General features: G+C 57.5%; 21 protein-coding genes. 8 read left to right on the top strand and 13 right to left on the bottom strand.

From position 1 onward, the window contains the following. Window positions 1–9: 9 nt before the first annotated feature. The 6 genes from pheS to A9G06_RS07775 form a co-directional block, all read right to left on the bottom strand. Window positions 10–993 (bottom strand): phenylalanine--tRNA ligase subunit alpha, encoded by a 984-nt coding sequence (pheS, locus tag A9G06_RS07800; protein WP_005351972.1) that lies wholly within the window; start codon window positions 991–993, stop codon window positions 10–12. 379 nt (window positions 994–1372) lie between these two features. After that, window positions 1373–1729, bottom strand: coding sequence for a 50S ribosomal protein L20 (gene rplT / locus A9G06_RS07795; protein ID WP_005336687.1), 357 nt, complete (start codon window positions 1727–1729; stop codon window positions 1373–1375). Between the two features lie 15 nt (window positions 1730–1744). Further along, the gene (gene rpmI, locus A9G06_RS07790) at window positions 1745–1942 is read right to left on the bottom strand and encodes a 50S ribosomal protein L35 (RefSeq protein ID WP_005336688.1); all 198 of its coding nucleotides are present in this window, start codon (window positions 1940–1942) and stop codon (window positions 1745–1747) included. Between the two features lie 86 nt (window positions 1943–2028). Then, the gene (gene infC, locus A9G06_RS07785) at window positions 2029–2559 is read right to left on the bottom strand and encodes a translation initiation factor IF-3 (RefSeq protein WP_196783562.1); all 531 of its coding nucleotides are present in this window, start codon (window positions 2557–2559) and stop codon (window positions 2029–2031) included. A gap of 21 nt (window positions 2560–2580) precedes the next feature. Continuing rightward, window positions 2581–4509: a threonine--tRNA ligase gene (gene thrS / locus A9G06_RS07780; RefSeq protein ID WP_064336042.1), complete on the bottom strand. Its 1929-nt coding sequence runs from the start codon at window positions 4507–4509 to the stop codon at window positions 2581–2583. A 232-nt stretch (window positions 4510–4741) separates the two neighbouring features. Then, window positions 4742–5329, bottom strand: coding sequence for a tetratricopeptide repeat protein (locus A9G06_RS07775; RefSeq protein ID WP_069554825.1), 588 nt, complete (start codon window positions 5327–5329; stop codon window positions 4742–4744). A 173-nt stretch (window positions 5330–5502) separates the two neighbouring features. Between A9G06_RS07775 and A9G06_RS07770 the strand changes: the two genes are divergently transcribed. Next, window positions 5503–6558: a PA0069 family radical SAM protein gene (locus A9G06_RS07770; protein ID WP_069554824.1), complete on the top strand. Its 1056-nt coding sequence runs from the start codon at window positions 5503–5505 to the stop codon at window positions 6556–6558. 157 nt (window positions 6559–6715) lie between these two features. Here A9G06_RS07770 and A9G06_RS22260 read toward each other — a convergent pair whose 3' ends face one another. Further along, window positions 6716–6871 carry a hypothetical protein gene (locus A9G06_RS22260; protein ID WP_171903383.1) on the bottom strand — a complete coding sequence of 52 codons (156 nt, stop codon included), beginning with the start codon at window positions 6869–6871 and terminating at the stop codon, window positions 6716–6718. Window positions 6872–7133: 262 nt separating this feature from the next. On the opposite strand from A9G06_RS22260, the gene A9G06_RS07765 reads away from it, so the two are divergent. Beyond that, entirely contained in the window at window positions 7134–8531 is a 1398-nt protein-coding gene (locus tag A9G06_RS07765; RefSeq protein ID WP_069554823.1) for an alpha-amylase family protein, read from the top strand. Between the two features lie 107 nt (window positions 8532–8638). On the opposite strand, the gene gyrA is transcribed toward A9G06_RS07765, so the two are convergent. Further along, window positions 8639–11386, bottom strand: a complete 2748-nt coding sequence (gyrA, locus tag A9G06_RS07760; RefSeq protein ID WP_069554822.1) for a DNA topoisomerase (ATP-hydrolyzing) subunit A — start codon at window positions 11384–11386, stop codon at window positions 8639–8641. Window positions 11387–11584: 198 nt separating this feature from the next. Between gyrA and ubiG the strand changes: the two genes are divergently transcribed. The 5 genes from ubiG to yfaE all read left to right on the top strand — a co-directional run bounded on the left by ubiG (window position 11585) and on the right by yfaE (window position 17421). Next, a complete protein-coding gene (gene ubiG, locus A9G06_RS07755) occupies window positions 11585–12301 on the top strand; it encodes a bifunctional 2-polyprenyl-6-hydroxyphenol methylase/3-demethylubiquinol 3-O-methyltransferase UbiG (RefSeq protein WP_069554821.1) in 717 nt (238 codons plus the stop codon). After that, window positions 12301–12996, top strand: coding sequence for an HAD family hydrolase (locus tag A9G06_RS07750; protein WP_069554820.1), 696 nt, complete (start codon window positions 12301–12303; stop codon window positions 12994–12996). Before ubiG ends, A9G06_RS07750 begins: the two co-directional genes overlap by 1 nt. 623 nt (window positions 12997–13619) lie before the next feature. Continuing rightward, the gene (nrdA, locus tag A9G06_RS07745) at window positions 13620–15887 is read left to right on the top strand and encodes a class 1a ribonucleoside-diphosphate reductase subunit alpha (protein WP_069554819.1); all 2268 of its coding nucleotides are present in this window, start codon (window positions 13620–13622) and stop codon (window positions 15885–15887) included. Between the two features lie 80 nt (window positions 15888–15967). Continuing rightward, on the top strand, window positions 15968–17101 hold the full coding sequence (gene nrdB / locus A9G06_RS07740; protein ID WP_005336708.1) for a class Ia ribonucleoside-diphosphate reductase subunit beta: 1134 nt from the start codon (window positions 15968–15970) through the stop codon (window positions 17099–17101). Next, window positions 17098–17421 (top strand): class I ribonucleotide reductase maintenance protein YfaE, encoded by a 324-nt coding sequence (gene yfaE / locus A9G06_RS07735; RefSeq protein ID WP_069554818.1) that lies wholly within the window; start codon window positions 17098–17100, stop codon window positions 17419–17421. The genes nrdB and yfaE overlap by 4 nt, the downstream gene beginning before the upstream one ends. Window positions 17422–17539: 118 nt before the next feature. Here yfaE and mltA read toward each other — a convergent pair whose 3' ends face one another. Next, window positions 17540–18691 (bottom strand): murein transglycosylase A, encoded by a 1152-nt coding sequence (gene mltA, locus A9G06_RS07730; protein WP_069554817.1) that lies wholly within the window; start codon window positions 18689–18691, stop codon window positions 17540–17542. Between the two features lie 150 nt (window positions 18692–18841). Here mltA and A9G06_RS07725 point away from each other — a divergent pair, with 150 nt between their 5' ends. Then, entirely contained in the window at window positions 18842–19093 is a 252-nt protein-coding gene (locus tag A9G06_RS07725) for a DUF1289 domain-containing protein (RefSeq protein WP_069554816.1), read from the top strand. Window positions 19094–19225: 132 nt separating this feature from the next. On the opposite strand, the gene A9G06_RS07720 is transcribed toward A9G06_RS07725, so the two are convergent. From A9G06_RS07720 to apbC, 4 genes are all read right to left on the bottom strand, one after another. After that, window positions 19226–20695, bottom strand: coding sequence for an inorganic phosphate transporter (locus tag A9G06_RS07720; protein WP_005336717.1), 1470 nt, complete (start codon window positions 20693–20695; stop codon window positions 19226–19228). Between the two features lie 366 nt (window positions 20696–21061). Next, the gene (gene dcd, locus A9G06_RS07715; RefSeq protein WP_005336719.1) at window positions 21062–21643 is read right to left on the bottom strand and encodes a dCTP deaminase; all 582 of its coding nucleotides are present in this window, start codon (window positions 21641–21643) and stop codon (window positions 21062–21064) included. A gap of 63 nt (window positions 21644–21706) precedes the next feature. Then, window positions 21707–22351, bottom strand: a complete 645-nt coding sequence (gene udk / locus A9G06_RS07710) for a uridine kinase (protein ID WP_005345570.1) — start codon at window positions 22349–22351, stop codon at window positions 21707–21709. 110 nt (window positions 22352–22461) lie between these two features. Next, window positions 22462–23544, bottom strand: coding sequence for an iron-sulfur cluster carrier protein ApbC (apbC, locus tag A9G06_RS07705; RefSeq protein ID WP_005345574.1), 1083 nt, complete (start codon window positions 23542–23544; stop codon window positions 22462–22464). Window positions 23545–23559 lie beyond the last annotated feature (15 nt).

The following is a 23559-nucleotide window of genomic DNA, read 5'->3' as shown; positions in this document are numbered from 1 at the left end:
CTCTCGCCCTTACTTGAACTGCTTGAGGAAGCGCAGGTCGTTTTCGAAGAAGGCACGCAGGTCGTTGACCCCGTAACGCAGCATGGTCAGGCGCTCAACGCCCATGCCGAAGGCAAAGCCGGAGTATTTTTCCGGATCGATACCGACCGAACGCAGCACGTTCGGGTGCACCATGCCGCAGCCCAGCACTTCCAGCCACTTGCCGTTCTTGCCCATCACGTCCACTTCGGCGCTCGGCTCGGTGAACGGGAAGTAGGAAGGACGGAAGCGAATGGTCAGGTCTTCCTCGAAGTAGTTGCGCAGGAAGTCGTGCAGAATACCCTTCAGCTCGGTAAAGCTGGCATGCTCGTCAACCAGCAGACCTTCCACCTGATGGAACATCGGGGTGTGAGTCATGTCGTAGTCGTTACGATAGACGCGGCCCGGTGCAATGATGCGGATCGGCGGCTGTTGCTGCTGCATGGTGCGGATCTGCACACCGGAGGTGTGGGTACGCAGCATCAGATCAGGATTGAAGTAGAAGGTATCGTGATCGGTACGCGCCGGGTGGTGAGCCGGAATATTCAGCGCATCGAAGTTGTGGAAGCCATCTTCAATCTCGGGACCACGGGCAACCTTGAAGCCCATCTCGCCAAACAGGCGCTCGATGCGCTCGATGGTGCGGGTTACCGGGTGCAGACCGCCATTCTCGATGCGACGGCCCGGCAGGCTGACATCGATGGTCTCGGCAGCCAGCTTCTGGTTCAGCACAGCAACTTCGAGCGCTTCACGACGCTCGTTCAGCGCATCCTGAACCTGCTGTTTGGCCTGGTTGATCACGGCGCCCGCGGCGGGACGCTCTTCGGCGGACAAGGCACCCAGGCCCTTCATCTGCTCGGTAAAAAAGCCCTTTTTACCCAGATATTTGACCCGGATTTCGTCGAGGGTAGCGATATCGCTCACGCCCTCAATTTCGGCTCTGGCTTGGCCGACTACTTCTTCAAGCTGTTGCATGTCTTCCTCGTCACCACTCCCGGTACAGGAGCCTTTAGGCTAAATAAGGTCAAGAGGGGAATAATACAGAAAAAGCCCCTTCGCTGACCATAGTTAAGGTGGGCTTTTCTCCCTACAAATCATTTTGTTATATCAAGCGAGTCTCATCGGCTCACCGCCACTCTTGAAATAGTGGAACAAGCATCTAGTTTGTTGGCATATAAAACATTTGTAGAACAAGTCATCTCGCACATATCACCTTGTGTGGAGAAATCTGTAGCGCGTGTAAAACAGTGGACAGAATGTGGACGGGAGAATGGAAAAAGTGATGTAAAACCGTGAATGACAGATACAAAAAAGGAGGCCTGAGCCTCCTTTTAGCGTTTATAACAGGACTGGATTAAACCAGAGCTGCTTTAGCTTTTTCAACCAGGGCGGTGAAAGCCATTTTGTCGTGAACGGCGATATCGGAAAGGATCTTGCGATCGATCTCGATAGAAGCCTTCTTCAGACCGTTGATCAGACGGCTGTAGGACAGACCGTTCTGACGGGCTGCAGCGTTGATACGCGCAATCCACAGCTGACGGAACTGACGCTTTTTCTGGCGACGGTCACGGTAGGCATACTGACCAGCTTTGGTTACCGCTTGTACCGCTACGCGGTAAACACGGGAACGGGCGCCGTAGTAACCTTTAGCGGCTTTCATTACTTTCTTGTGACGAGCTCGAGCAGTCACACCACGTTTAACTCTTGGCATTTTTCACATCCCCCCTTATGCGTACGGCAGACAAGCGACAACACGTTTGTGGTCGGCAGCAGAAACCATGAATTTCGGCCCCAGCTGACGCTTACGCTTGCTGCTCTTCTTGGTCAGGATGTGACGCAGGTGGTTGTGCTTGCACTTGAAGCGACCCGAGCCAGTCTTCTTGAAGCGCTTTGCAGCACCCCGGTTGGTTTTCATCTTCGGCATTTCATACTCCGCATTGTGAGTGACAACAAAATCGCAAGGCGAACCAACTCATGGGGCTTGCCCCATGAGTCAATTTCTTGTGGGCCTTAAGATTTCTTCTTAGGTGCGAGGACCATCACAGCTTGACGGCCTTCGACTTTCGGGAACGACTCGACTACGGCCAACTCTTCCAGATCGTTCTTGACGCGCTCCAGAACCTTGATACCAAGATCCTGGTGGGCCATTTCACGACCACGGAAGCGCAGGGTGACCTTAGCCTTGTCCCCGTCTTCCAGAAAGCGAACCAGGTTGCGTAGTTTTACCTGATAGTCGCCTTCGTCAGTGCCAGGACGGAATTTGATTTCCTTGACCTGGACGACTTTCTGCTTTTTCTTCTGTTCTTTGGTTGTTTTGCTCTTTTCGTAGAGGAATTTGCCGTAATCCATGATCCGGCAAACGGGCGGCTCAGCATTTGGACTGATCTCTACCAGATCAACTCCGGCCTCTGCGGCCAAGTTCAGAGCATCCTGAATGGAGGTAATGCCAATGGCTTCACCATCCAGACCAGTCAGACGAACTTCTTTCAGACGGATCTCTTCATTGATCCGGTGAGCGCGGGCTTGCGGTTGCTTGCCCAGTTTTTTTCCGCCTTTTATAGCTTATTCCTCCACTTTCTTTTGTCCGCGGGTCTGAACTTCCTGGGTCAACAGAGCGATGAACTCTTCAACAGGATAAGTGCCCAGGTCAGCCCCTTTACGAGTCCGTACTGCAATCTTACCGGCTTCAACTTCTTTATCGCCGCAGACCAGCATGAAAGGTACTCGCTTCAAAGTATGCTCGCGGATTTTAAAGCCAATCTTCTCATTTCTCAAGTCCGCTTTTGCGCGAAGGCCCGCATCATTCAATGCTTTGGCTACTTTCACCGCATAATCGGCCTGATTGTCCGTGATATTCATGACCACAGCCTGAGTCGGTGCCAACCAGGTCGGGAACAGACCGGCGTACTCTTCAGTCAGGATACCGATGAAGCGCTCGATAGAACCCAGGATGGCCCGGTGGATCATCACAGGTACGTGGCGATCATTGTTTTCGCCCACATAAGTGGCACCCAGACGACCAGGCAGGGCAAAGTCGAGCTGCACGGTACCACATTGCCACGCACGATCAAGGCAATCGTGCAGGGTAAATTCAATTTTGGGACCGTAGAACGCCCCTTCACCCGGCTGCAGATCGTACTTCAGACCGTTGAGTTCCAGCGCTTCGGCCAGTGCTTTCTCGGCGCGATCCCACATCTCGTCGGAGCCGATACGCTGCTCGGGACGAGTGGAGAGCTTGACCACGATGTTCTCGAAGCCAAAGGTACCGTAGACGTCATAGACCATACGAATACAGCCGGAGACCTCTTCCATGATCTGCTCTTCGGTACAGAAGATGTGCGCGTCATCCTGAGTGAAGCCGCGCACCCGCATCAGACCGTGCAGGGAACCAGACGGCTCGTTGCGGTGGCAAGAGCCAAACTCGGCCATACGCAGCGGCAGATCGCGGTAGGACTTCAGACCCTGGTTGAAGATCTGGACGTGACCCGGGCAGTTCATCGGCTTGATGGCGTACTCGCGGTTTTCGGACTGGGTGGTGAACATGGCCTGGGCGTATTTCTCCCAGTGACCTGAACGCTCCCACAGGACGCGGTCCATCATGAACGGACCTTTCACTTCCTGATAGTCGTACTCTTTGAGCTTGCCGCGGATAAAGGTTTCCAGCTCACGGAAGATGGTCCAGCCATCGTTGTGCCAGAACACCATACCGGGTGCTTCTTCCTGCATGTGATACAGGTCAAGCTGCTTGCCGATCTTGCGGTGGTCGCGCTTGGCGGCCTCTTCCAGACGCTGCAGATAGGCCTTGAGCTGCTTCTTGTCAGCCCAGGCGGTACCGTAAATACGTTGCAGCATCTTGTTGTTGGAGTCGCCGCGCCAGTAGGCGCCGGACATCTTCAGCAACTTGAAGTGGTGGCAGTGACGCATGTTGGGCACGTGCGGGCCGCGACACATGTCGATGTACTCTTCGTGATGATAGAGACCTGGCTGGTCATCACGGGCAATGTTCTGATCCAGGATTTCGACTTTGTAAGACTCGCCGCGCGCCTCGAATACATCGCGCGCTTCTTGCCAGGAGACTTTCTTCTTGATGACGTCGTAATCCTTGGCTACCAGCGCCAGCATGCGCTCTTCCAGGGCAGCCAGATCTTCATCGGTCAGGGTACGGTCAAGATCAACGTCATAGTAGAAGCCGTTGTCGATGACAGGACCGATGGCCATCTTGGTCTGGGGCCAGAGTTGCTTGATAGCATGACCCAGCAAGTGGGCGCAGGAGTGGCGCAGGATGTCCAGACCTTCTTCGTCTTTGGCGGTGATGATGGCCAGCGAGGCATCGGCTTCGATCAGCTCGCACGCATCCACCAGTTCACCGTTTACCCGACCGGCAATGCACGCCTTGGCGAGACCGGGACCGATGTCCGCAGCCACATCCATGACGGAAACAGAGTGGGCAAATTGACGTTGGCTGCCGTCAGGCAGAGTAATGATTGGCATTATGTGTTTCCTTATACAGTGGTGACCCCTACCAAAGGTCACATGCGGGATGGAAAAGAGATTCAAAAAGGTGATGTTCTGGTTCTCCACAGCACTTTGCGAAGACGGCCTGACACGCAAACAGCGTGTCTAACGTGACAAACCAAGCCAAAACGGCCCCATGCTACCAGAAGTCGGGCGTGCTGTATCGGATTTGCAGATATTTTCTACAGTCAAATGAGTCGCCTGCCGACTATTCGCCAAGCAGGGATTGCCAGTTGAAGTCAAAGTCACTGCTCCCCTCCTCGGCCAGCGCCAGCTCTTTCAGCACCTGAAGCGCCAGCTTGTTGCCCTTTTGTGCCGCCTGATAGAGCCACTGCTTCGCCTGAGGCAGATCGACCCTGCCGCTGACCCCCATCAGATGAAGGACGCCGACTTTCAGCATGGCCGGGACATCACCATTACGGGCAGCCTGATCCATCCAGTGAAAGGCTTGGCGCAGATCACGCTTGACCCCGACACCGCGCAGATAGGCCTCCCCCAGCCGGTATTGGCCGAAGGGATCCCCTGCCTGCGCCGACTGGCGATAGAGGCTGATGGCCTGATGGATATCCTGCTCGCTCCCCTGCCCCACCTCATGACTCCAGCCCATCAAGGCTTGCGCCCGAGGTTGGCCTTGATCGGCCAGTGGCGACCAGATCCGGGTCGCCTCATCGAAATGACCGGTACGCCAGGCACGGTTGGCGGCAGCCATCTCCTGCTCGGTGGAGAGCGGAAGCAAACGCCAGATAACCAGCGCAAGCAGACCGATAAATAGCCAACGGGAAGTGGTGGGGCTCATGATGATTTCCGTGATCCAGTTCTCATTTCGTCTATGTAAACGAAATGTAGCGCCGCGATCAAGCAAGAGATCCCTGCGACAACCCTTTTTGCACCCGGTCGATCAGCAGTAGTTGTCATTTATCTGGAGCACCTGCAAAATAACTGTATGTATAAACAGTATTGATAGGCACCATGGCAGGACGAGGCAGCCCCCACAATATCGATCACCGTTTTAGCGGCCCCCTTGTCGAGGCGGTCAATGACGGCTGGCAATCGTCCGATTGGGATGCCGCCTTCACTCCTTCTGTGCCTGGCACCGAGGTGCGGGAGATCGATGCACGCAGCATCATCAGCTACAACAGCTCGCCGGATGTCCCCTTTGGTCGCTCCATCAACCCCTATCAGGGGTGCGAACACGGCTGCATCTACTGCTATGCCAGACCCAGTCACGCCTATCTGGAGCTCTCCCCCGGCCTCGACTTCGAGAGCAAGCTGTTTGCCAAACGTAATGCAGCCAACCTGCTGCGCCGGGAGTTTGCCAAACCTGCCTATCAGCCACAGACCATCTTCATTGGCGCCAATACCGACCCCTATCAACCCATCGAGCAGCGCTATCGCCTCACCCGGCAGTTGCTGGAAGTGATGCTGGCCCACCGCCATCCGGTCGGGCTCATTACCAAGAGCGCCATGATCTTGCGTGACCTCGATCTGTTGACCGAGCTGGCCCAAGAGGGACTGTGTCAGGTGATGGTGTCGGTGACGACCTTGAATGAACCCTTGCGGCGACAGCTGGAGCCCCGCGCCAGCACGGGCACCGGCCGCTTGAAAGTGATCGAGAAGCTGGCCAACGCTGGCGTGCAGGTGGGGGTACTGGCCGCCCCCATGATCCCGCGGCTCAATGAACCGGAGCTGGAGCAGATCATCAAATCGGCTGCCGAGGCTGGCGCCAGTTGCGCCGATTACATCCTGCTACGGCTGCCCCACGAGCTGGCGCCGCTATTTGCTGACTGGCTCGATACCCACTATCCGGGCCAGAAGGAGGCTATTTTGAATCAGTTGCGAGCCAGCCGCGGTGGCGGGCTCAACAGTACCGCCTTCGGTACCCGCATGCGCGGTGAGGGGCACTTTGCCGATCTGCTGGCCCAGCGCTTTCGCCTTATCAGCAAGCGCCTTGATCTGGGCAAACGCCATATTCAGCTCAGGCTGGATGGGTTTATCCGCCCCGGGGAGCAGCTGTCGCTCTTCTAATCCCCTGCTCACGCCCTTCACACATCAGGCGTGCCAAGAGGTTGAGAGGAAGGCCTGCCGCAACACATCCTGTGGAAACCCCGCTTTTCAGAATTTTCCAACGAAGTAGCCATGTCGCGACAAGAAAGCGCTACACGGTAAAGGCAGTGCTAACGCCTTATCCTGCGCGCTGATCCCGAGCCTGCTGCACCATTTCAACCGGCAGCCGCGAGGGTTCATGGGCCACTTCGTGCTCATACTCTTCATACTGCGGCACCTCTGACTCGCCCCATACCCGGCTCCACCAAATTTCCCACGTGATCCAACTGGTCATATGCAGCTCCTGACGGTGAAGGTGATGGCAACAACGCACCACTCGCCCGGCAGGATAGCGACTGGGAATGACAGGGAAATGACAAAAAAGTCACTTGTAAAAAGGCAACTGGCCATGGCGAGAAAAAGCCGAAACCGCTCACATACTCGGCGAAATCACTCTGAAAGCGGTCACAAATCTGCAGGTTGTGGATTGCAGCTCACCCTGTTCCCGCCAAAGCTGGGTTGCCCATTCAGGCATCTATAAAAACAGGGACACAATAATGAAACACACAGCGGGAATATGGGCGATCGCAGGCATGCTGATCGCCCCCTTGGCGCACGCCGACGTCATACTTCACGCCTTCAACTGGAAGTACAGTGAAGTGACCGCCAAAGCCGACCTTATCAAGTCGGCCGGTTACAAACAGGTACTCATCTCGCCGCCTCTCAAGTCATCAGGCAACGAGTGGTGGGCTCGTTACCAGCCGCAGGATCTGCGTCTTGTCGACTCCCCTCTTGGCAACAAGCAGGATCTCGAGCAGTTGATCGCCGCCATGAAGGCGCGGGGTATCGCCGTCTATGCCGATGTGGTGCTCAACCACATGGCCAACGAAAGCTGGAAACGCAGCGATCTCAACTATCCCGGCAACGAGCTGCTGCAGAGCTACGCCAGCAACCCGGCCTATTTCGAGCGCCAGAAACTGTTTGGCGATCTTGGGCAAAACTTCCTCTCCGGTCAGGATTTTCATCCCGAAGGGTGCATCAGTGACTGGAGCGATCCGGGTCATGTCCAGTATTGGCGACTCTGTGGCAGTGCCGGTGACAAGGGGCTGCCGGATCTGGATCCCAACAACTGGGTAGTGAGTCAGCAACAGGCCTATCTCAAGGCGCTCAAGGGGATGGGGATCAAGGGTTTTCGGGTCGATGCGGTCAAACACATGAGCGATTACCAGATCAATGCCGTGTTCACCCCCGAGATCAAACAGGGAATGCACGTGTTTGGCGAGGTGATCACTACAGGGGGCGCAGGCAGCACCGATTACGAGCGCTTCCTCAAACCCTACCTCGACAGCAGCGGCCAGGGAGCCTATGACTTTCCGCTGTTTGCCTCCCTGCGAGGTGCCTTCAGTTACGGTGGCAGCATGAACCTGCTGGCGGATCCGGGCGCCTATGGTCAGGCGCTGCCGGGCAGTCGTGCCGTCACCTTTGCAGTGACCCACGACATCCCCACCAACGACGGCTTCCGCTATCAGATCCTGAGCCAGACTGACGAGAAGCTGGCCTATGCCTACCTGCTTGGGCGCGATGGTGGCTCGCCGCTGGTCTACTCCGATCATGGCGAGACCCAGGCCAAAGATGGCTTGCGCTGGCAGGATTACTACCAACGCACCGACCTCAAGGGGATGATCCGCTTCCACAATTCGGTGCAGGGCCAACCCATGCAGCTGGTCGGCAGCGGTGACTGCTTCGTGCTGTTCAAACGGGGCAAACAGGGGCTGGTCGGCATCAACAAGTGCGACTATGAGCAGGAGTACTGGCTCGATACCGCCAGGTTCGAGATGAACTGGTATCGCAACTATCGGGACGTGCTCGACCAAGGGGCCATAGTCAACGTGCAGAGCCAGTGGGTACGGGTCGCCATTCCCGCCCGCAGCGCCAGAATGTGGCTACAGGAGTGATCCAGCCGTAAGATCAGCGGAGAGTCATAAAAAGCAGACAAATAGAAAGAGCGACCACCAGGGTCGCTCTTTTTGCTCAGAGACGTTGCTCGGGTAACAGGTGACGATTACTCGTTGCCCGCTTCCCCAGCATCGACTGCATCAGTGCCGGTCGCGGTATCGGTACCTTCAGATACCTCACCGTCAACGGCCAGCGCGTCGTTCTCGTCTTCGTCGCTCTCGGCGATGCGCTGCAGGCCAACCACGATCTCGTCTTCACCGGTACGGATCAGACGGACACCGCCGGTGTTACGGCCAATAACGCTCACCTCGGCAACACGGGTACGCACCAGGGTGCCGCCGTTGGTGATCAGCATGATCTGGTCAGTATCTTCGACCTGGATTGCATCGATCACCTTGCCGTTGCGCTCATCCACCTTGATGGAGATAACGCCCTGGGTACCACGGCTCTTGGTCGGGTATTCGGCCAACGCAGTCCGCTTGCCGTAACCGTTCTCGGTGGCGGTGAGGATGGCACCTTCGCCGCGCGGAACGATGAGGGAAACCACCTTGTCACCGGCGCCCAGCTTGATGCCGCGCACACCGGCGGCGGTACGACCCATCGGACGCACGCCCTTGAAGGTGCCCTTGCTTTCGGTGCCTTCGCCGTTGTCGCTGCCATCATCGTCGTTGCCGTCATCGTCGTCGGTTTCAACGTCATCGCTGACATCCGCATCGGCGCGACCGCTGCCTTCGGCGAAGCGAACGACTTTGCCCGCGTCGGAGAAGAGCATGATCTCGTTGCTGCCATCGGTGATATCCACCCCGATCAGCTCATCACCCTCTTTAAGGTTGATGGCACGAATACCGGAGGAGAGCGGACGGCTGAAGTCGGAGAGGCTGGTCTTCTTCACGGTACCGTTGGCGGTGGCAAAGAACACATACTTCTCGGCATCATACTCCTTCACCGGCAGGATAGCGGTGATACGCTCACCCTCTTCCAGCGGCAGCAGGTTGATGATCGGACGACCACGGGCGCCACGGGACGCTTCCGGCAGCTGATAGACCTTGAGCCAGTAGACCTTGCCACGGGTGGAGAAGCACAGAATGGTGTCGTGGGTGTTGGCCACCAGCAGACGCTCCACAAAGTCCTCTTCCTTGATCCGGGTGGCCGACTTGCCACGACCACCGCGGCGCTGGGCCTCGTAGTCGGAGAGCGGCTGATACTTCACATAGCCCTGGTGAGACAGGGTAACCACCACGTCTTCCGGAGTGATCAGATCTTCGATGTTGATCTCGGCACTGGACATGCTGATCTCGGTGCGACGCTCGTCGCCATACTGCTCACGCACAGCCAGCAGTTCATCGCGGATCACTTCCATCAGACGAGCCGGGCTCGCCAGGATGTGCAGCAGCTCGGCGATCAGATCCAGCAGAGATTGGTACTCTTCCAGGATCTTCTCGTGCTCGAGGCCGGTCAGCTTGTGCAGACGCAGGTCAAGGATGGCCTGGGCTTGCTGTTCGGTCAGGAAGTATTGGCCTTCACGGATACCAAACTCCGGCTCCAGCCACTCGGGCCGTGCCGCGTCGTCGCCCGCTTTTTCCAGCATGGCGGCCACGTTGCCGAGTTCCCAGCCCTTGGCAACCAGGCCCGCTTTCGCGTCGGCCGGGGTCGCGCTGTGGCGGATCAGCTCGATGATGGGATCGATATTGGCCAGCGCAACCGCCAGACCTTCCAAAATGTGCGCCCGATCCCGCGCCTTGCGCAGTTCGAACACGGTCCGGCGAGTCACCACTTCACGGCGGTGCAGCAGGAACGCATCCAGGATCTCTTTAAGGTTCATCACCTTGGGCTGGTTGTTATCGAGCGCCACCATGTTGATGCCGAACGTGGTCTGCATCTGGGTGTGCTTGTAGAGATTGTTCAGCACAATCTCGCCGGACTCGCCGCGCTTGATCTCGATAACGATGCGCATGCCGTCTTTGTCCGACTCATCGCGCAGGGCACTGATGCCCTCGATCTTCTTCTCTTTGACCAGCTCGGCGATCTTCTCGATCAGTCGAGCCTTGTTCACCTGATAGGGGATCTCGTGAACGATGATGGTCTCGCGACTGGTCTTCTCGTCCACTTCCACTTCAGCTTTGGCCCGCACATAGATGGAGCCACGACCGGTACGGTACGCCTGCACGATGCCGGAACGGCCGTTGATAATGCCGCCGGTGGGGAAATCCGGGCCGGTGATGTAGGTCATCAGCTCGTCAATGGTGAGGTCGCCGTTTTCGATCAGCGCCAGGCAGCCATTGACAATCTCGGTGAGGTTGTGAGGCGGAATGTTGGTCGCCATGCCCACCGCGATACCGGAGGAGCCGTTGACCAGCAGGTTGGGAACCTTGGTAGGCATGACCGCCGGGATCATCTCGGTGCCGTCATAGTTCGGCACCCAGTCCACGGTCTCTTTGTCCAGATCAGCCAGCAGCTCGTGGGAGATGCGGGCCATCCGCACTTCGGTATAACGCATCGCCGCGGCGCTGTCGCCGTCGACTGAACCGAAGTTGCCCTGACCATCGACCAGCATGTAACGCATGGAGAAATCCTGCGCCATCCGGACAATGGTGTCATACACAGCGCTATCGCCGTGCGGGTGATATTTACCGATTACGTCACCGACCACACGGGCCGATTTTTTATAGGGCTTGTTCCAGTCGTTCCCCAACTCGTTCATAGCAAACAGAACGCGGCGGTGAACCGGTTTCAAGCCATCACGCACATCCGGCAGAGCTCGTCCTACGATCACGCTCATGGCGTAATCAAGATAGGAACTCTTGAGCTCTTCTTCGATGTTGACCGGCGTGATCTCTCTGGCCAGATCGCTCATAGAAAGCCTTATCCCTAATTAGTTGTTCTTTGGCTTAAACAGCGCGACATGGTAACACACTGAGCCAAATACCTTAAGCCACAAATCGGGTATCAGATCGGGCTGGTGTGACAAAGTCCGTCCGTTATAATGCCCGCCAGGACAATAGATTGCGCCCATGACTCAGATGCGGGCGCCCTGCCACAGGATCTTCGAAAAATGAACAGTGATGCCAATGTCGATCTGACAGAAATCGCCAAGTTTGAAGCCATCGCCTCCCGCTGGTGGGACATGGAGGGTGAATTCAAACCCCTGCATCAAATCAATCCGGTACGCCTTGACTGGATCACCGACAAAAGTGGCGGTCTGTTTGGCAAGCGCATGCTCGATATCGGATGTGGTGGCGGCATCCTCTCCGAGAGCATGGCCCGCCGTGGTGCCAAGGTCACCGGCATCGACATGGGCAAGGAACCTCTCGGCGTCGCCCGCCTGCACGCCCTGGAGCAGGGTGTTGAGCTCGAATATCGCCAGATCACCGCCGAAGCCCATGCCGCCGAAGTACCGGGCCAGTATGACGTGGTCACCTGCATGGAGATGCTGGAGCATGTGCCGGACCCCGCCTCCGTGCTGCGCGCCATCGCGACTCTGGTACGCCCGGGCGGCCGAGTGTTCGTCTCCACCATCAACCGCAACCCCAAATCCTATCTGATGATGATCATCGGGGCCGAATACCTGATGAAGATGGTGCCCAAGGGTACCCACGATCACAAAAAATTCATCACCCCGGCCGAACTGTGTCGCATGGGTGAAGCAGCTGGCCTGCTGGTGCGGGATATGAGCGGTGTGCACTATGCACCGCTCTCCAACAGTTTCAAGCTCGGCAAAAATGTCGACGTCAACTATATGGTGGAGTTTGTCCGCCCGGAGCAAGGTTGATGAGCGCCTCTCACCCTCTGCCCCTGCACGGTGTGCTGTTCGATCTGGACGGCACCCTGCTCGACACGGCCCCGGATCTGGGGGCCGCCGTCAACCATGTACTGATCAGCGAAGGCTTTGCGCCGCTCTCTGACGACATTATTCGTCAGACCACCTCCCACGGAGCGCTCGGGCTGCTGAAAGCGGGCCTCGGCGATGAACTGCTTGGAGAGCTGGGGGCCACGCGCCTGCGCAATGCCCTGCTCGACTACTACGCGGCCAATCTCTGCGTCGGTACCCGTCCCTATGAGGGAATGGTGGATCTTATCGAGTGGCTCGACGAGAAACAGCTCCCCTGGGGCATCGTCACCAACAAGCCGGGCTTTCTCACCGAGCCGCTGCTGGCGGCCCTGCCAGAGCTTGCCAGCTGCGGCGTCACCGTCAGCGCCGACACCCTGCCGGTACGCAAGCCCGACCCCGCCCCCATGTTCTTTGCTTGTGAGAAGCTGGGGGTCGAGGCGGCTCACTGCCTCTATGTGGGGGATCATGTGCGGGACATCGAAGCGGGCCGCAATGCTGGCATGCGCACCGCGGTCGCTGGCTGGGGCTATCTCAATGATGAGGAAGATCCCGCACAATGGGGCGCAGATCTGCACTTTGATACCGTGCAAGCCCTGCACCACTGGCTGCGCTACGAGTTGACGGCCAAGGTGTAACGCACAGCCTTACAGGCTGACATGCGATAACGGGGCGAAGAGACTCTTCGCCCCTTGCATCTTTTCCTTTACGCTCCTGCTTCCTGCGCCACCATCACTCGTCTATTCATGGATAATAAAGGCAGCTTTCTGCCTGTTGGATACCCATTTGACAAGCTCACAGCCGTCACAAAGCGGCCACAAACCTTCGTCATCTGATGCAAAACCCTTGCCACGCTGAGCCCGCGGCTGCGACAACTGGACAGCTTTTGACCCTTGTTGCATAAGGGATAATCAGCCGCCATTTGCTAGTAAAAAGCCCCCCGTTTCGCAAGCAAAAAAAGTTATTTAAATTTTCCATCTTCGATCGGGAGACTTGCTTTTAGCGGAGCGGACGAATGAAAACCCGCTCACTGTGAGCGGTCACTAACTGATGGGGCAAGACTCACAATTTATCCACAGCTCGTCACTTATCCACACATTGCAATGGCGGGCTGACCTCACTATCTTGTAGCTCGAACTTAAAATAACACTACATCTTGTGATTCATCGCACAATCTCTACCCAACTCCCGCATATCGCCGGGGCCAGGGTGGCGTCATTGTGCGATGGTTTTTCGGGAATCAACTGAAGGTCATCAGCCAATGAACTTGTTTGTGACGAAGCGTAACGGACACAAAGAACCCATCGATCTGGATAAAATTCACCGCGTGCTGGACTGGGCCGCCGAAGGGCTCGACAACGTGTCGGTCTCGCAGGTAGAGCTCAAATCCCACATCCAGTTCTATGACGGTATCCGTACCGCCGACATTCACGAAACCATCATCAAGGCGACGGCTGACCTCATCTCCGAGCAGACCCCGGACTACCAGTACATGGCAGCCCGTCTGGCCATCTTCCACCTGCGCAAGAAGGCCTACGGCCAGTTCGAACCGCCCCACCTCTACCAGCACGTGGCGCGTCTGGTGGACATGGGCAAATACGACAAGCACCTGCTGGAAGACTACACCCAGGCCGAATTCGAAGAGCTGAACGCGCACATGGATCACTGGCGCGACATGGATTTCTCCTACGCGGCAGTCAAACAGCTGGAAGGCAAATATCTGGTCCAGAACCGCGTTACCGGCGAGATCTACGAGAGCCCGCAGTTCCTCTACATCTTGGTTGCGGCCTGCCTCTTCTCCAAGTATCCGAAAGATACCCGTCTGGACTACATCAAGCGCTTCTATGATGCGGTCTCGACCTTCAAGATCTCCCTGCCGACCCCGATCATGAGCGGCGTGCGCACCCCGACCCGTCAGTTCAGCTCCTGCGTATTGATCGAGTGCGACGACAGCCTGGACTCCATCAACGCCACTGCCAGCTCCATCGTGCGTTACGTTTCCCAGCGCGCCGGTATCGGCATCAACGCTGGTCGCATCCGCGGTCTGGGCAGCCCCATCCGTGGCGGCGAAGCGTTCCACACCGGTTGCATCCCCTTCTACAAATACTTCCAGACTGCCGTGAAGTGCTGCTCCCAGGGCGGCGTGCGCGGCGGTGCGGCCACCCTGTTCTACCCGCTGTGGCACACCGAAGTAGAAAGCCTGCTGGTGCTGAAGAACAACCGCGGCGTGGAAGAGAACCGTGTACGTCACATGGACTACGGCGTGCAGATCAACAAGCTGATGTACCAGCGCCTCATCAAGGGCGGTGACATCACCCTGTTCTCCCCGTCCGATGCGCCGGGTCTGTACGATGCCTTCTTCGCCGATCAGGACAAGTTCGAAGAGCTCTACGTCAAGTACGAGCAGGATCCGGCCATTCGCAAGAAGACCCTGAAAGCGGTAGACCTCTTCTCCCTGATGATGCAGGAGCGTGCCGGTACCGGTCGCATCTACATCCAGAACGTCGATCACTGCAACACCCACAGCCCGTTCGACCCGAGCGTGGCGCCGGTACGCCAGTCCAACCTCTGCCTCGAGATTGCGCTGCCGACCAAGCCGCTCAACAACATCGACGACGAGAGTGGCGAAATCGCCCTGTGCACCCTCTCTGCCTTCAACCTGGGTGCCATCGAGAAGCTGGAAGATCTGGAAGAGATGGCCGATCTGGCCGTGCGTGCCCTTGATGCCCTGCTCGACTATCAGGACTATCCGATTGCCGCCGCCAAGAAGGGCAGCATGGGTCGTCGCACCCTGGGGATCGGCGTCATCAACTACGCCTACTACTTGGCCAAAAACGGTGCCCGTTACTCCGACGGCTCTGGTCTGGCCCTGACTCACCGAACCTTCGAGGCCATTCAGTACTACCTGCTGAAAGCCTCCGTGCAGTTGGCCCGCGAGTTCGGCCCCTGCCCGCTGTTTGGCGAGACCACCTACGCCCAGGGTATCCTGCCCATCGACACCTACAAGAAGGATCTGGATGCGCTGTGCAACGAGCCGCTGCATCTGGATTGGGAAAGCCTGCGCGAAGAGATCAAGTCCGTGGGCTTGCGCAACTCCACCCTGACCGCCCTGATGCCGAGCGAGACCTCCAGCCAGATCTCCAACGCCACCAACGGCATCGAGCCGCCACGCGGTCTGGTGTCGGTCAAGGCCTCCAAAGACGGCATTCTCAAACAGGTGGTGCCCGAGTATGATCGCCTGAAAGATCAATACGAATTGCTCTGGAAGCAACCGAGCGTTGACGGCTACCTGCAGCTGGTCGGTATCATGCAGAAGTTTGTGGATCAGGCGATCTCCGCCAACACCAACTACGACCCTGCCCGTTTCGAAGGCAACAAGGTCCCGATGAAACAGCTGCTCAAGGACTTGCTTACCGCCTACAAATACGGCCTCAAGACCCTGTACTATCACAACACCCGTGATGGTGCAGACGATGCCCAGACCGATCTGCAAGATGACGGTTGCGCTGGCGGGGCTTGCAAAATCTAAGTCACGGCAAGAACTGATAACCGGGCGGGAGCATGAAGCTCCCGCTCTCCTGTTTTCTCTATTCACATATTCTGGTAACCATGGCCTATTCAACTTTCTGCCAAACCCAAAACGACCAGCTCAAAGAGCCGATGTTTTTTGGCCAATCGGTCAACGTAGCCCGTTATGATCAACAAAAGCACGAAGTGTTCGAGCGGCTGATCGAGAAGCAGCTCTCCTTCTTCTGGCGCCCGGAAGAGGTGGATGTCTCCCGTGATCGCATCGACTATCAGGCCCTGCCGCCCCACGAGCAGCACATCTTCATCTCCAACCTGAAGTACCAGACCCTGCTGGACTCCATTCAGGGTCGCAGCCCCAACGTGGCCCTGCTGCCGCTGGTCTCCATTCCGGAGCTGGAAACCTGGATTGAGACCTGGGCCTTCTCCGAGACCATCCACTCTCGCTCCTACACCCATATCATCCGCAATATCGTCAACACCCCCGCCCAGGTGTTCGACGACATCGTGACCAACGAGCAGATCTTGAAGCGCGCCGGCTCCATCAGCCACTTCTACGACGACCTGATCGAAGCGACCGCCCTCTACAACCTGCATGGTGAAGGGACCCACACCGTCGCGGGCCGCGAGGTGACCATCACCTTGCGCGAGCTCAAGAAGAAGCTCTATCTCTGCCTGATGAGTGTCAACGCGCTGGAAGCAATTCGCTTCTATGTCAGCTTCGCCTGCTCCTTTGCCTTCGCCGAGCGCGAACTGATGGAAGGCAACGCCAAGATCATCAAGATGATCGCCCGCGACGAAGCGCTGCATCTCACCGGCACCCAACACATGCTGAACCTGATGCGCACCGGCCAGGATGACCCGGAGATGGCCGAGATCGCCGCCGAGTGCGAACAGGCCTGCTTCGAGATCTTCAAGGAAGCGGCCATTCAGGAGAAAGAGTGGGCCGAGTACCTGTTCCAGGACGGCTCCATGATCGGCCTTAACAAGGACATCCTCTGCCAGTATGTGGAGTACATCACCAACCTGCGCATGAGCGCGGTCGGCCTGCAGCCAGCCTTTGCCGGCACCAAGCAGAACCCGATCCCCTGGATCAACACCTGGCTGTCATCCGACAACGTGCAGGTCGCCCCGCAAGAGGTAGAGGTCAGCTCCTATCTGGTCGGTCAGATCGACAGCGAAGTCAATGCCGACGACCTGGGTGATTTCGAGCTGTGAGTGACGCCACCAACACGCTGACCCCTGCCCCGCACGCAACTGCCGAACAGCATGCGGTCGTGGCACCACGGGTACATACCCGGGATGGTGCCGTGCTGCACGCCCATCCCGGCGAAAGCGTGTTGGAGACCCTGGAGCGCCACGGTCATCATGTGGAGTTCCAGTGTCGCAGCGGCTATTGCGGCGCCTGCCGCACTCCGCTGATAGCCGGCAAGGTCCACTATCCCAATGTGCCGCTGGCATTTGTCGCCCAGGGGGAGTGCCTCCCCTGCTGCTGCAAACCGGTCGGCGCTATCCGGTTGGATATCCAGAAGAGCTGACGCAGCCACAGACTGGCAACTCGCGCAAAATAGAAAGCCGCCGGAGCAATCCGGCGGCTTTTTTTGTCTCTTCACATTACCCGGACGCCCGATGACAGACGCCCAAATCCTCAGAGGATTACAACCAGGGCGCGGCGGTCGGCCCGTGGTGCAGACCCAGCTTCCAGACCCGGCCGAAGTGCTTGTAGTGACCCGCTGCGACACCGGCCTTCTCGCCCATGCCGTGGTAGAGGTCGAGGTGGCCCTTCTTCACCGCGCCGCCCACATCCAGCGCAATCAACAACCGCAGCTGATGCTTGCCGGTCCAGTTGCCCTCTTTGTCGAGCAAAGGCACTTCGGCGAGGATCGGGGTGCCCATAGGCAACAGGGTCTTGTCGGCAGCAACAGCCGCCAGCGGTAGCAGCGGAATACCGGCCGCGCCAATTACGTCATTGGTGGGTCGACGCTCGAAGAAAACATAGGAAGGGTTCTGCTCCACCAGCTCCTTGACGCTCTCCTCCGGTTGACGGTTGGCCCACTCCTTGATGGCCTTCATCGACATCTGCTCTTTGGGCACTTCACCGCGGTCGATCAGTACCCGACCGATACTCACGTAACCGTGGCCATTCTTGCCGCTGTAGCCCAGATATTGCAGCCGATCGTCATCCCCGTAGTGGACAAAGCCGGAGCCCTGCACATCCATCAGGAAGTTGTCGATAAGGGATTTGCTGTAACCCAGCTCCAGTCCACGGTTGGCCAAGGCCCCCTGATGGATCTCGGCCCGGGTCGGACAGCGACCGCCACATTTGGGCATGGCATAGATGGGGTATTTGTACTTGGCATCCGGGCTGTGGCGCACCTCCAGCACCGGCGAGTAGTAACCGGTAAAGAGCACGTTACCCATGCGATCGGCACCGCCCAGCTGGGCCAGGCTGATACCGTAACGGGTAATGTCGGCAGGATTGCCACCGCCCGCTACCCAGCGGGAAAGCTGATGATAGAGCTCGCCATAACGGCGGGTCATCTTGCCGGAGCGCTCCATTACCAATCTGCTTTGCGGGCCAAATTTGCTGTAGTCGGCACGCGCACGGCTATTGACCCGCTCCACCCTCACCAGATCCTCTGGCAGGGTCCCGTCCAGATACTGCTTGCCCAGATTTTCCGGCACCTCGCAGTTAAGAAAGCATCTGTTGTCGGTCTGTTTTTTGGGCACTTCTGCTTTGTCAGAGTTGCCCGCACAACCGGCCAGTCCCAGCACTGCGGCGGTCAGCCAGTACGCGTGTTTGTTCATATGTCCTCATATAACGCCAAGAGCCATGCTCGGCGGGGAAGATGCCAAATTTGCAGGGGGAAAGCAAACGACATCAATCACTTGAAGCAGGATTTCTCCAAAGGGGATCCGCTGGGTTATAACAAGGTGACAGGATGTGCGAGGTGATGGATGGAACAGCTTGAAATATTCCCGCTGCAAAGCCCCTGCATCGGTGTCTGTGAAGTGAACAACAAGGGCTACTGCAAGGGGTGCCTGCGCAATCGCGAAGAGCGTTTCAACTGGCTCACCATGACCCCTGCCCAGCAACAAGAGGTGATGCGCCTGTGCCGGGATCGCAAACGCCGGGTCGAGGCTGCGCGGCGCAAGGCTCATGAAGGCGATCAACCCGAACCGATGCCGCAATCTGGCTGGGATTTCTAACCCGCTCTTAACATCCCTGCAAGCCATATTCCTGCGCTCACGAGACTCGACCTATCCAGCATTAAAAAAATGCCGCCCGATCTTTCGACCGGGCGGCATTGTCATTGTGATGGGCGCTACAGGCGCGGCAGATCAACCAAACAGATGGTGGCTGACGATGAACAGGCCGCCGGAGAGCAGCATGGTCAGCGGCAAAGTCAACACCCAGGCCATCAGGATGGTCTTGATAGTCTGGCTCTGCAGGCCGGATTTGTTGGCTACCATGGTCCCCGCCACCGCAGAAGAGAGGATGTGGGTGGTGGACACCGGCATACCGGTCAGACTGGCGACCCCGATGGAGGTTGCTGCCGTGATCTGGGCCGCGATGCCCTGGCTGTAGGTCATGCCGGTGGTGCCGATCTTCTCGCCCACGGTATGGACGATACGACGCCAGCCCACCATGGTGCCACAACCGAGCGCCAGCGCGATGGAGACGATCACCCAGGTCGGTGCGTATTCAGCGGTCGCGGTCAGATCCTTGCGCCATTTGGCCAGATCGGTCAGCTCCTTGGCTGGCAGCGGCAGCTTGGCAGCCTTGCGGGCGGTGTCATCGATACAGAGCAGCAGACGACGCACTTCGCGGCGGTCGGTCAGGCTCATCTGATCATAAGTACGCACGGCCCCCAGACGGGCATCCAGGGTGGCCATCGCCTGCAGCACGCCATCTGCGGAGCAGTGGGTCATCAGCTCTTCCTGAGCCGTTGCCGGTGCAGAGAAGTTGATGACGCCAGAGAGGGCGGACTGGTTGCGCTGGTAGATCTCCATGATGCGCTGGTTTGCATCCTGAGTCCGGTCCAGATCATAGGCGCGGCTGTTCATGTCCAGTGCGAAATAGGCAGGCGCCATACAGATCAGCACCAGCATCACCAGACCGATGCCCTTCTGGCCATCGTTGGAGCCGTGCACGAAGCTGACGCCCATGGCAGAGGCCACCAGGGTCAGACGCGCCCAGAACGGCGGGTGTTTCTTGCCATCCACCAGCTGACGCTCTTCCGGCGTTTTGTGGATCTTGTTGCTGGTCCAGATGCGCTTCATCGCCAGCAGCAGCAGTGCCGCGATGATGAAGCCGATGGTGGGAGAGATGATGAGGGAAAGCATGATGTCGATCGCTTTGCCCACGTTGATCCCTTCTGTCACCGGTTTATGGGTGATCCAGGCATAGGCGCCGCCTACCCCCAGAATGGAACCGATCAAGGTATGTGAACTGGAGGCCGGGATCCCGAAGAACCAGGTGCCCAAGTTCCACACGATGGCGGAAAACAGCAAGGAGAAGACCATGATCAACCCTTGGGTGGAGTCCATCCCAAGCAGCAGGTCGATGGGCAGCAGATGGACAATGGCATAGGCCACACCCAGTCCACCAAACATGACGCCGAAGAAGTTGAAGATCCCCGATGCGACGACCGCCAGGTGAGCTGGCATCGCCTTGGTATAGATAACCGTTGCTACCGCGTTGGCGGTATCGTGAAAGCCGTTGATGAATTCATAGGCAAGCACAAAAAAAACGGCCAATACCAAACCGATTGACCACCACAAACCCAAACCACTAAACATTTCAAACATAAAAAAAAGCCTGTTTATGAGTTGCGGCGGATTATGCCAGATGGCGGCCAACACCATAGCCACCATTGAAATATTTCAGCCATAAAAAAAAAGAGCTTTTTGGAAAAAAATATCCTAGAGCCAGTCTTTATGCGGCTTGCCATCGATTAATTAAAGCCATCAATGATTGCGGAAAAGGGTAAAAATAGCTGACAATTAAGCCAATAATTTCATTTTTATGACAGATAAACGGGCGAAAGTGGTGATAAAACGTCCCTGCCCCGCCAATCTCATCCGACCAGCACCATCAACCCCATATCCGTTTGATTCCAGATGCAAAAAGGGAGCACCTTGTGCTCCCTTGGATCGTTGCCGAGTTGCCAGTTATCAGTCCTGATTGATACGACTGGCAACGGCGCCCTGCTGGCTCTTGTACTTGGCATTTTCCCGCTTGTTGTAGGGACGGGCCGCGACGCCAGAGAGCATCTCGAAGTTCAAGGCGCCGATCTTCATCTTCGGACGCAGCGCCAGCGGCAGTTTGCCGCCGTTGTAGAACTCCAGCACGATGCGACCGGACCAACCCGGATCGATCCGGTGCGCGGTCACGTGCACCATCAGACCCAGGCGCGCCAATGAAGAACGGCCATCCAGCCAGCCGACGATATCGGCAGGCAGGGTGACGGATTCATAGGTCACCGCCAACGCCAGCTGCCCCGGGTGCAGGTAGAAGGCTTCGCCATCGGGGATGTGGATCTCGTCACTCATCACCCGATCGATGGCATCGGCCATCTCGCTGCTCGGGCCGCTCAGGTCGATATAGGGCGCGGTATGATCGCGAAACACCCGAAACTCGTTACCCAGCAGCACATCGACACTGACACCACTGATCCGCTCTACCCCGGGCCGTGGCTCAATGACGATCTTGCCTTCATCCAGATGGCGTTCAATATCGGTATCACACAGACGCATTGGGCGACTCTCCTGACAAATTGTGCTTTTAAAAAAGCCGGGCATCACCCGGCTTGTTTCATCTTAACCAATCAACATGTGGCGGATACGCGCCTTGAGCATGTCGATGGCGATGCGGTTCTTGCCACCACGGGGCACGATCACATCGGCATACTGTTTGGACGGCTCGATAAACTGCAGGAACATCGGACGTACCGTCTTCTGATACTGCTTGAGCACGGAGTCCATGGTACGGCCACGCTCCTGCACATCACGCACCAGACGACGAAGCAGGCAGATGTCGAGCGGGGTGTCCATGAAGATGGAGGCATCCATCAGATCCCGCAGACGGCTGTCGGTCAGCAGCAGGATCCCTTCCAGAATGATCACCCGGCGCGGCGCAAACGGGGTCACTTCGCTCATCCGGGTGTGTTCGGTGTAGGAGTACTGGGGAATGGCAACCGCGTCACCTTTGACCAGCTGGCTCAGGTGCTGTACCAGCAGGTCGTGATCCAGCGCATTGGGGTGGTCATAGTTGGTCTTGACACGCTCTTCCATGGTCAGGTGGGTCTGATCACGGTAGTAGCAATCTTCGGTGATCACACCAATCTGACCTGCGCCCAGTTCGGCCACCAGCTCTTCATAAATGGTCTGGGCTATAAGACTTTTGCCAGACGCAGATGCGCCCGCAATACCGATGATCACACACGAATGTTGAGTATCAGACATGACAAATACCTAAAAGAGAAGAGCAGTGGGGATGGTTTAAACCGATCCATTATATAAAAAAGGGTGGGTCATGCCCACCCTCAATTCCCTTTCAAGTGACCGACCGCCGATTATTCATCCAGCGCCATGGCATAGAGGGGGGTCGCAATCGGTTTTGCGCTGAAAAAGAGTTCAGCCCCCACCCTGCGCGCCAGCTTCAAATAGGCCTGAGCCAGGCTTCCTTCCGGTGCGCCGAACACCGTCGGGCAGCCATCATCCATGTGTTGGCGGATATCGATGTGCAGCGGCAACTGGCCAAGCAGCGCCACTTGATACTGCTCAGCCATCTTCTGGCCGCCACCGGTACCGAACAGCGGCTCATGGTGACCGCAGGCGCTGCAGACGTGGTAACTCATGTTCTCGATGATGCCGAGCACCGGCACATTGACCTTGTTGAACATGGCGATCCCCTTGCGGGCATCGGCCAACGCCACATCTTGCGGGGTGGTAACAATGACCGCGGCCGAGGTGGGCACCTGCTGGGCCATGGTGAGCTGGATATCGCCAGTGCCCGGCGGCATGTCTACCACCAGATAATCCACCTCGCCCCAGCGGGTCTCATGGAGGATCTGCGCCAGCGCCTTGCTCGCCATCGGGCCGCGCCAGATGGTGGCATCCTGCTCGGAGACCAGATAGCCGATGCTGTTGCTCTTGAGGCCGCAGGCCATCACCGGCTCCATCAGCTTGCCGTCATGACTGACCGGGCGCTCCTTGAGGGTGCCCATCATGGTGGGAATGGAGGGGCCATAGATATCGGCGTCGAGAATGGCGACCCGCGCCCCCTCTTTTTGCAGGGCCAGCGCCAGGTTGACTGCGGTGGTGGATTTGCCCACCCCCCCCTTGCCGGAGGCAACCACGATGATGTTGCGAATGCCCTGTACGGCATTGAGCCCCTGCGCCCGCGGCATGCTGGCGACGTCAATCTCCAGTGCCCAGTCGATACGGGCGGCGCCGGTGGCGCTGCGCAGCCTGGCATCGTAATTCTCTTTGAGCTGATCGAGCAGCGAGAGACCGGCAAACGGCAATACCAGCCGGATAGTGAGCCCCTGACCCTGATTGATGATCTCGCGAACGAATCCGGCATCCACCAGATCCTTGTGCCAGCCTGCTGGCTTAAATTCGGCGAGGATCTGTTTTACTGAATCAATCACCATTAACTCCTCATTATG

The organism is Aeromonas sp. DNP9 (assembly GCF_001728955.1).
GTDB lineage: Bacteria > Pseudomonadota > Gammaproteobacteria > Enterobacterales > Aeromonadaceae > Aeromonas > Aeromonas veronii.
Note: the sequence above shows the minus strand (reverse complement) of the source record. Positions and strands in the feature narration are given on the sequence as shown.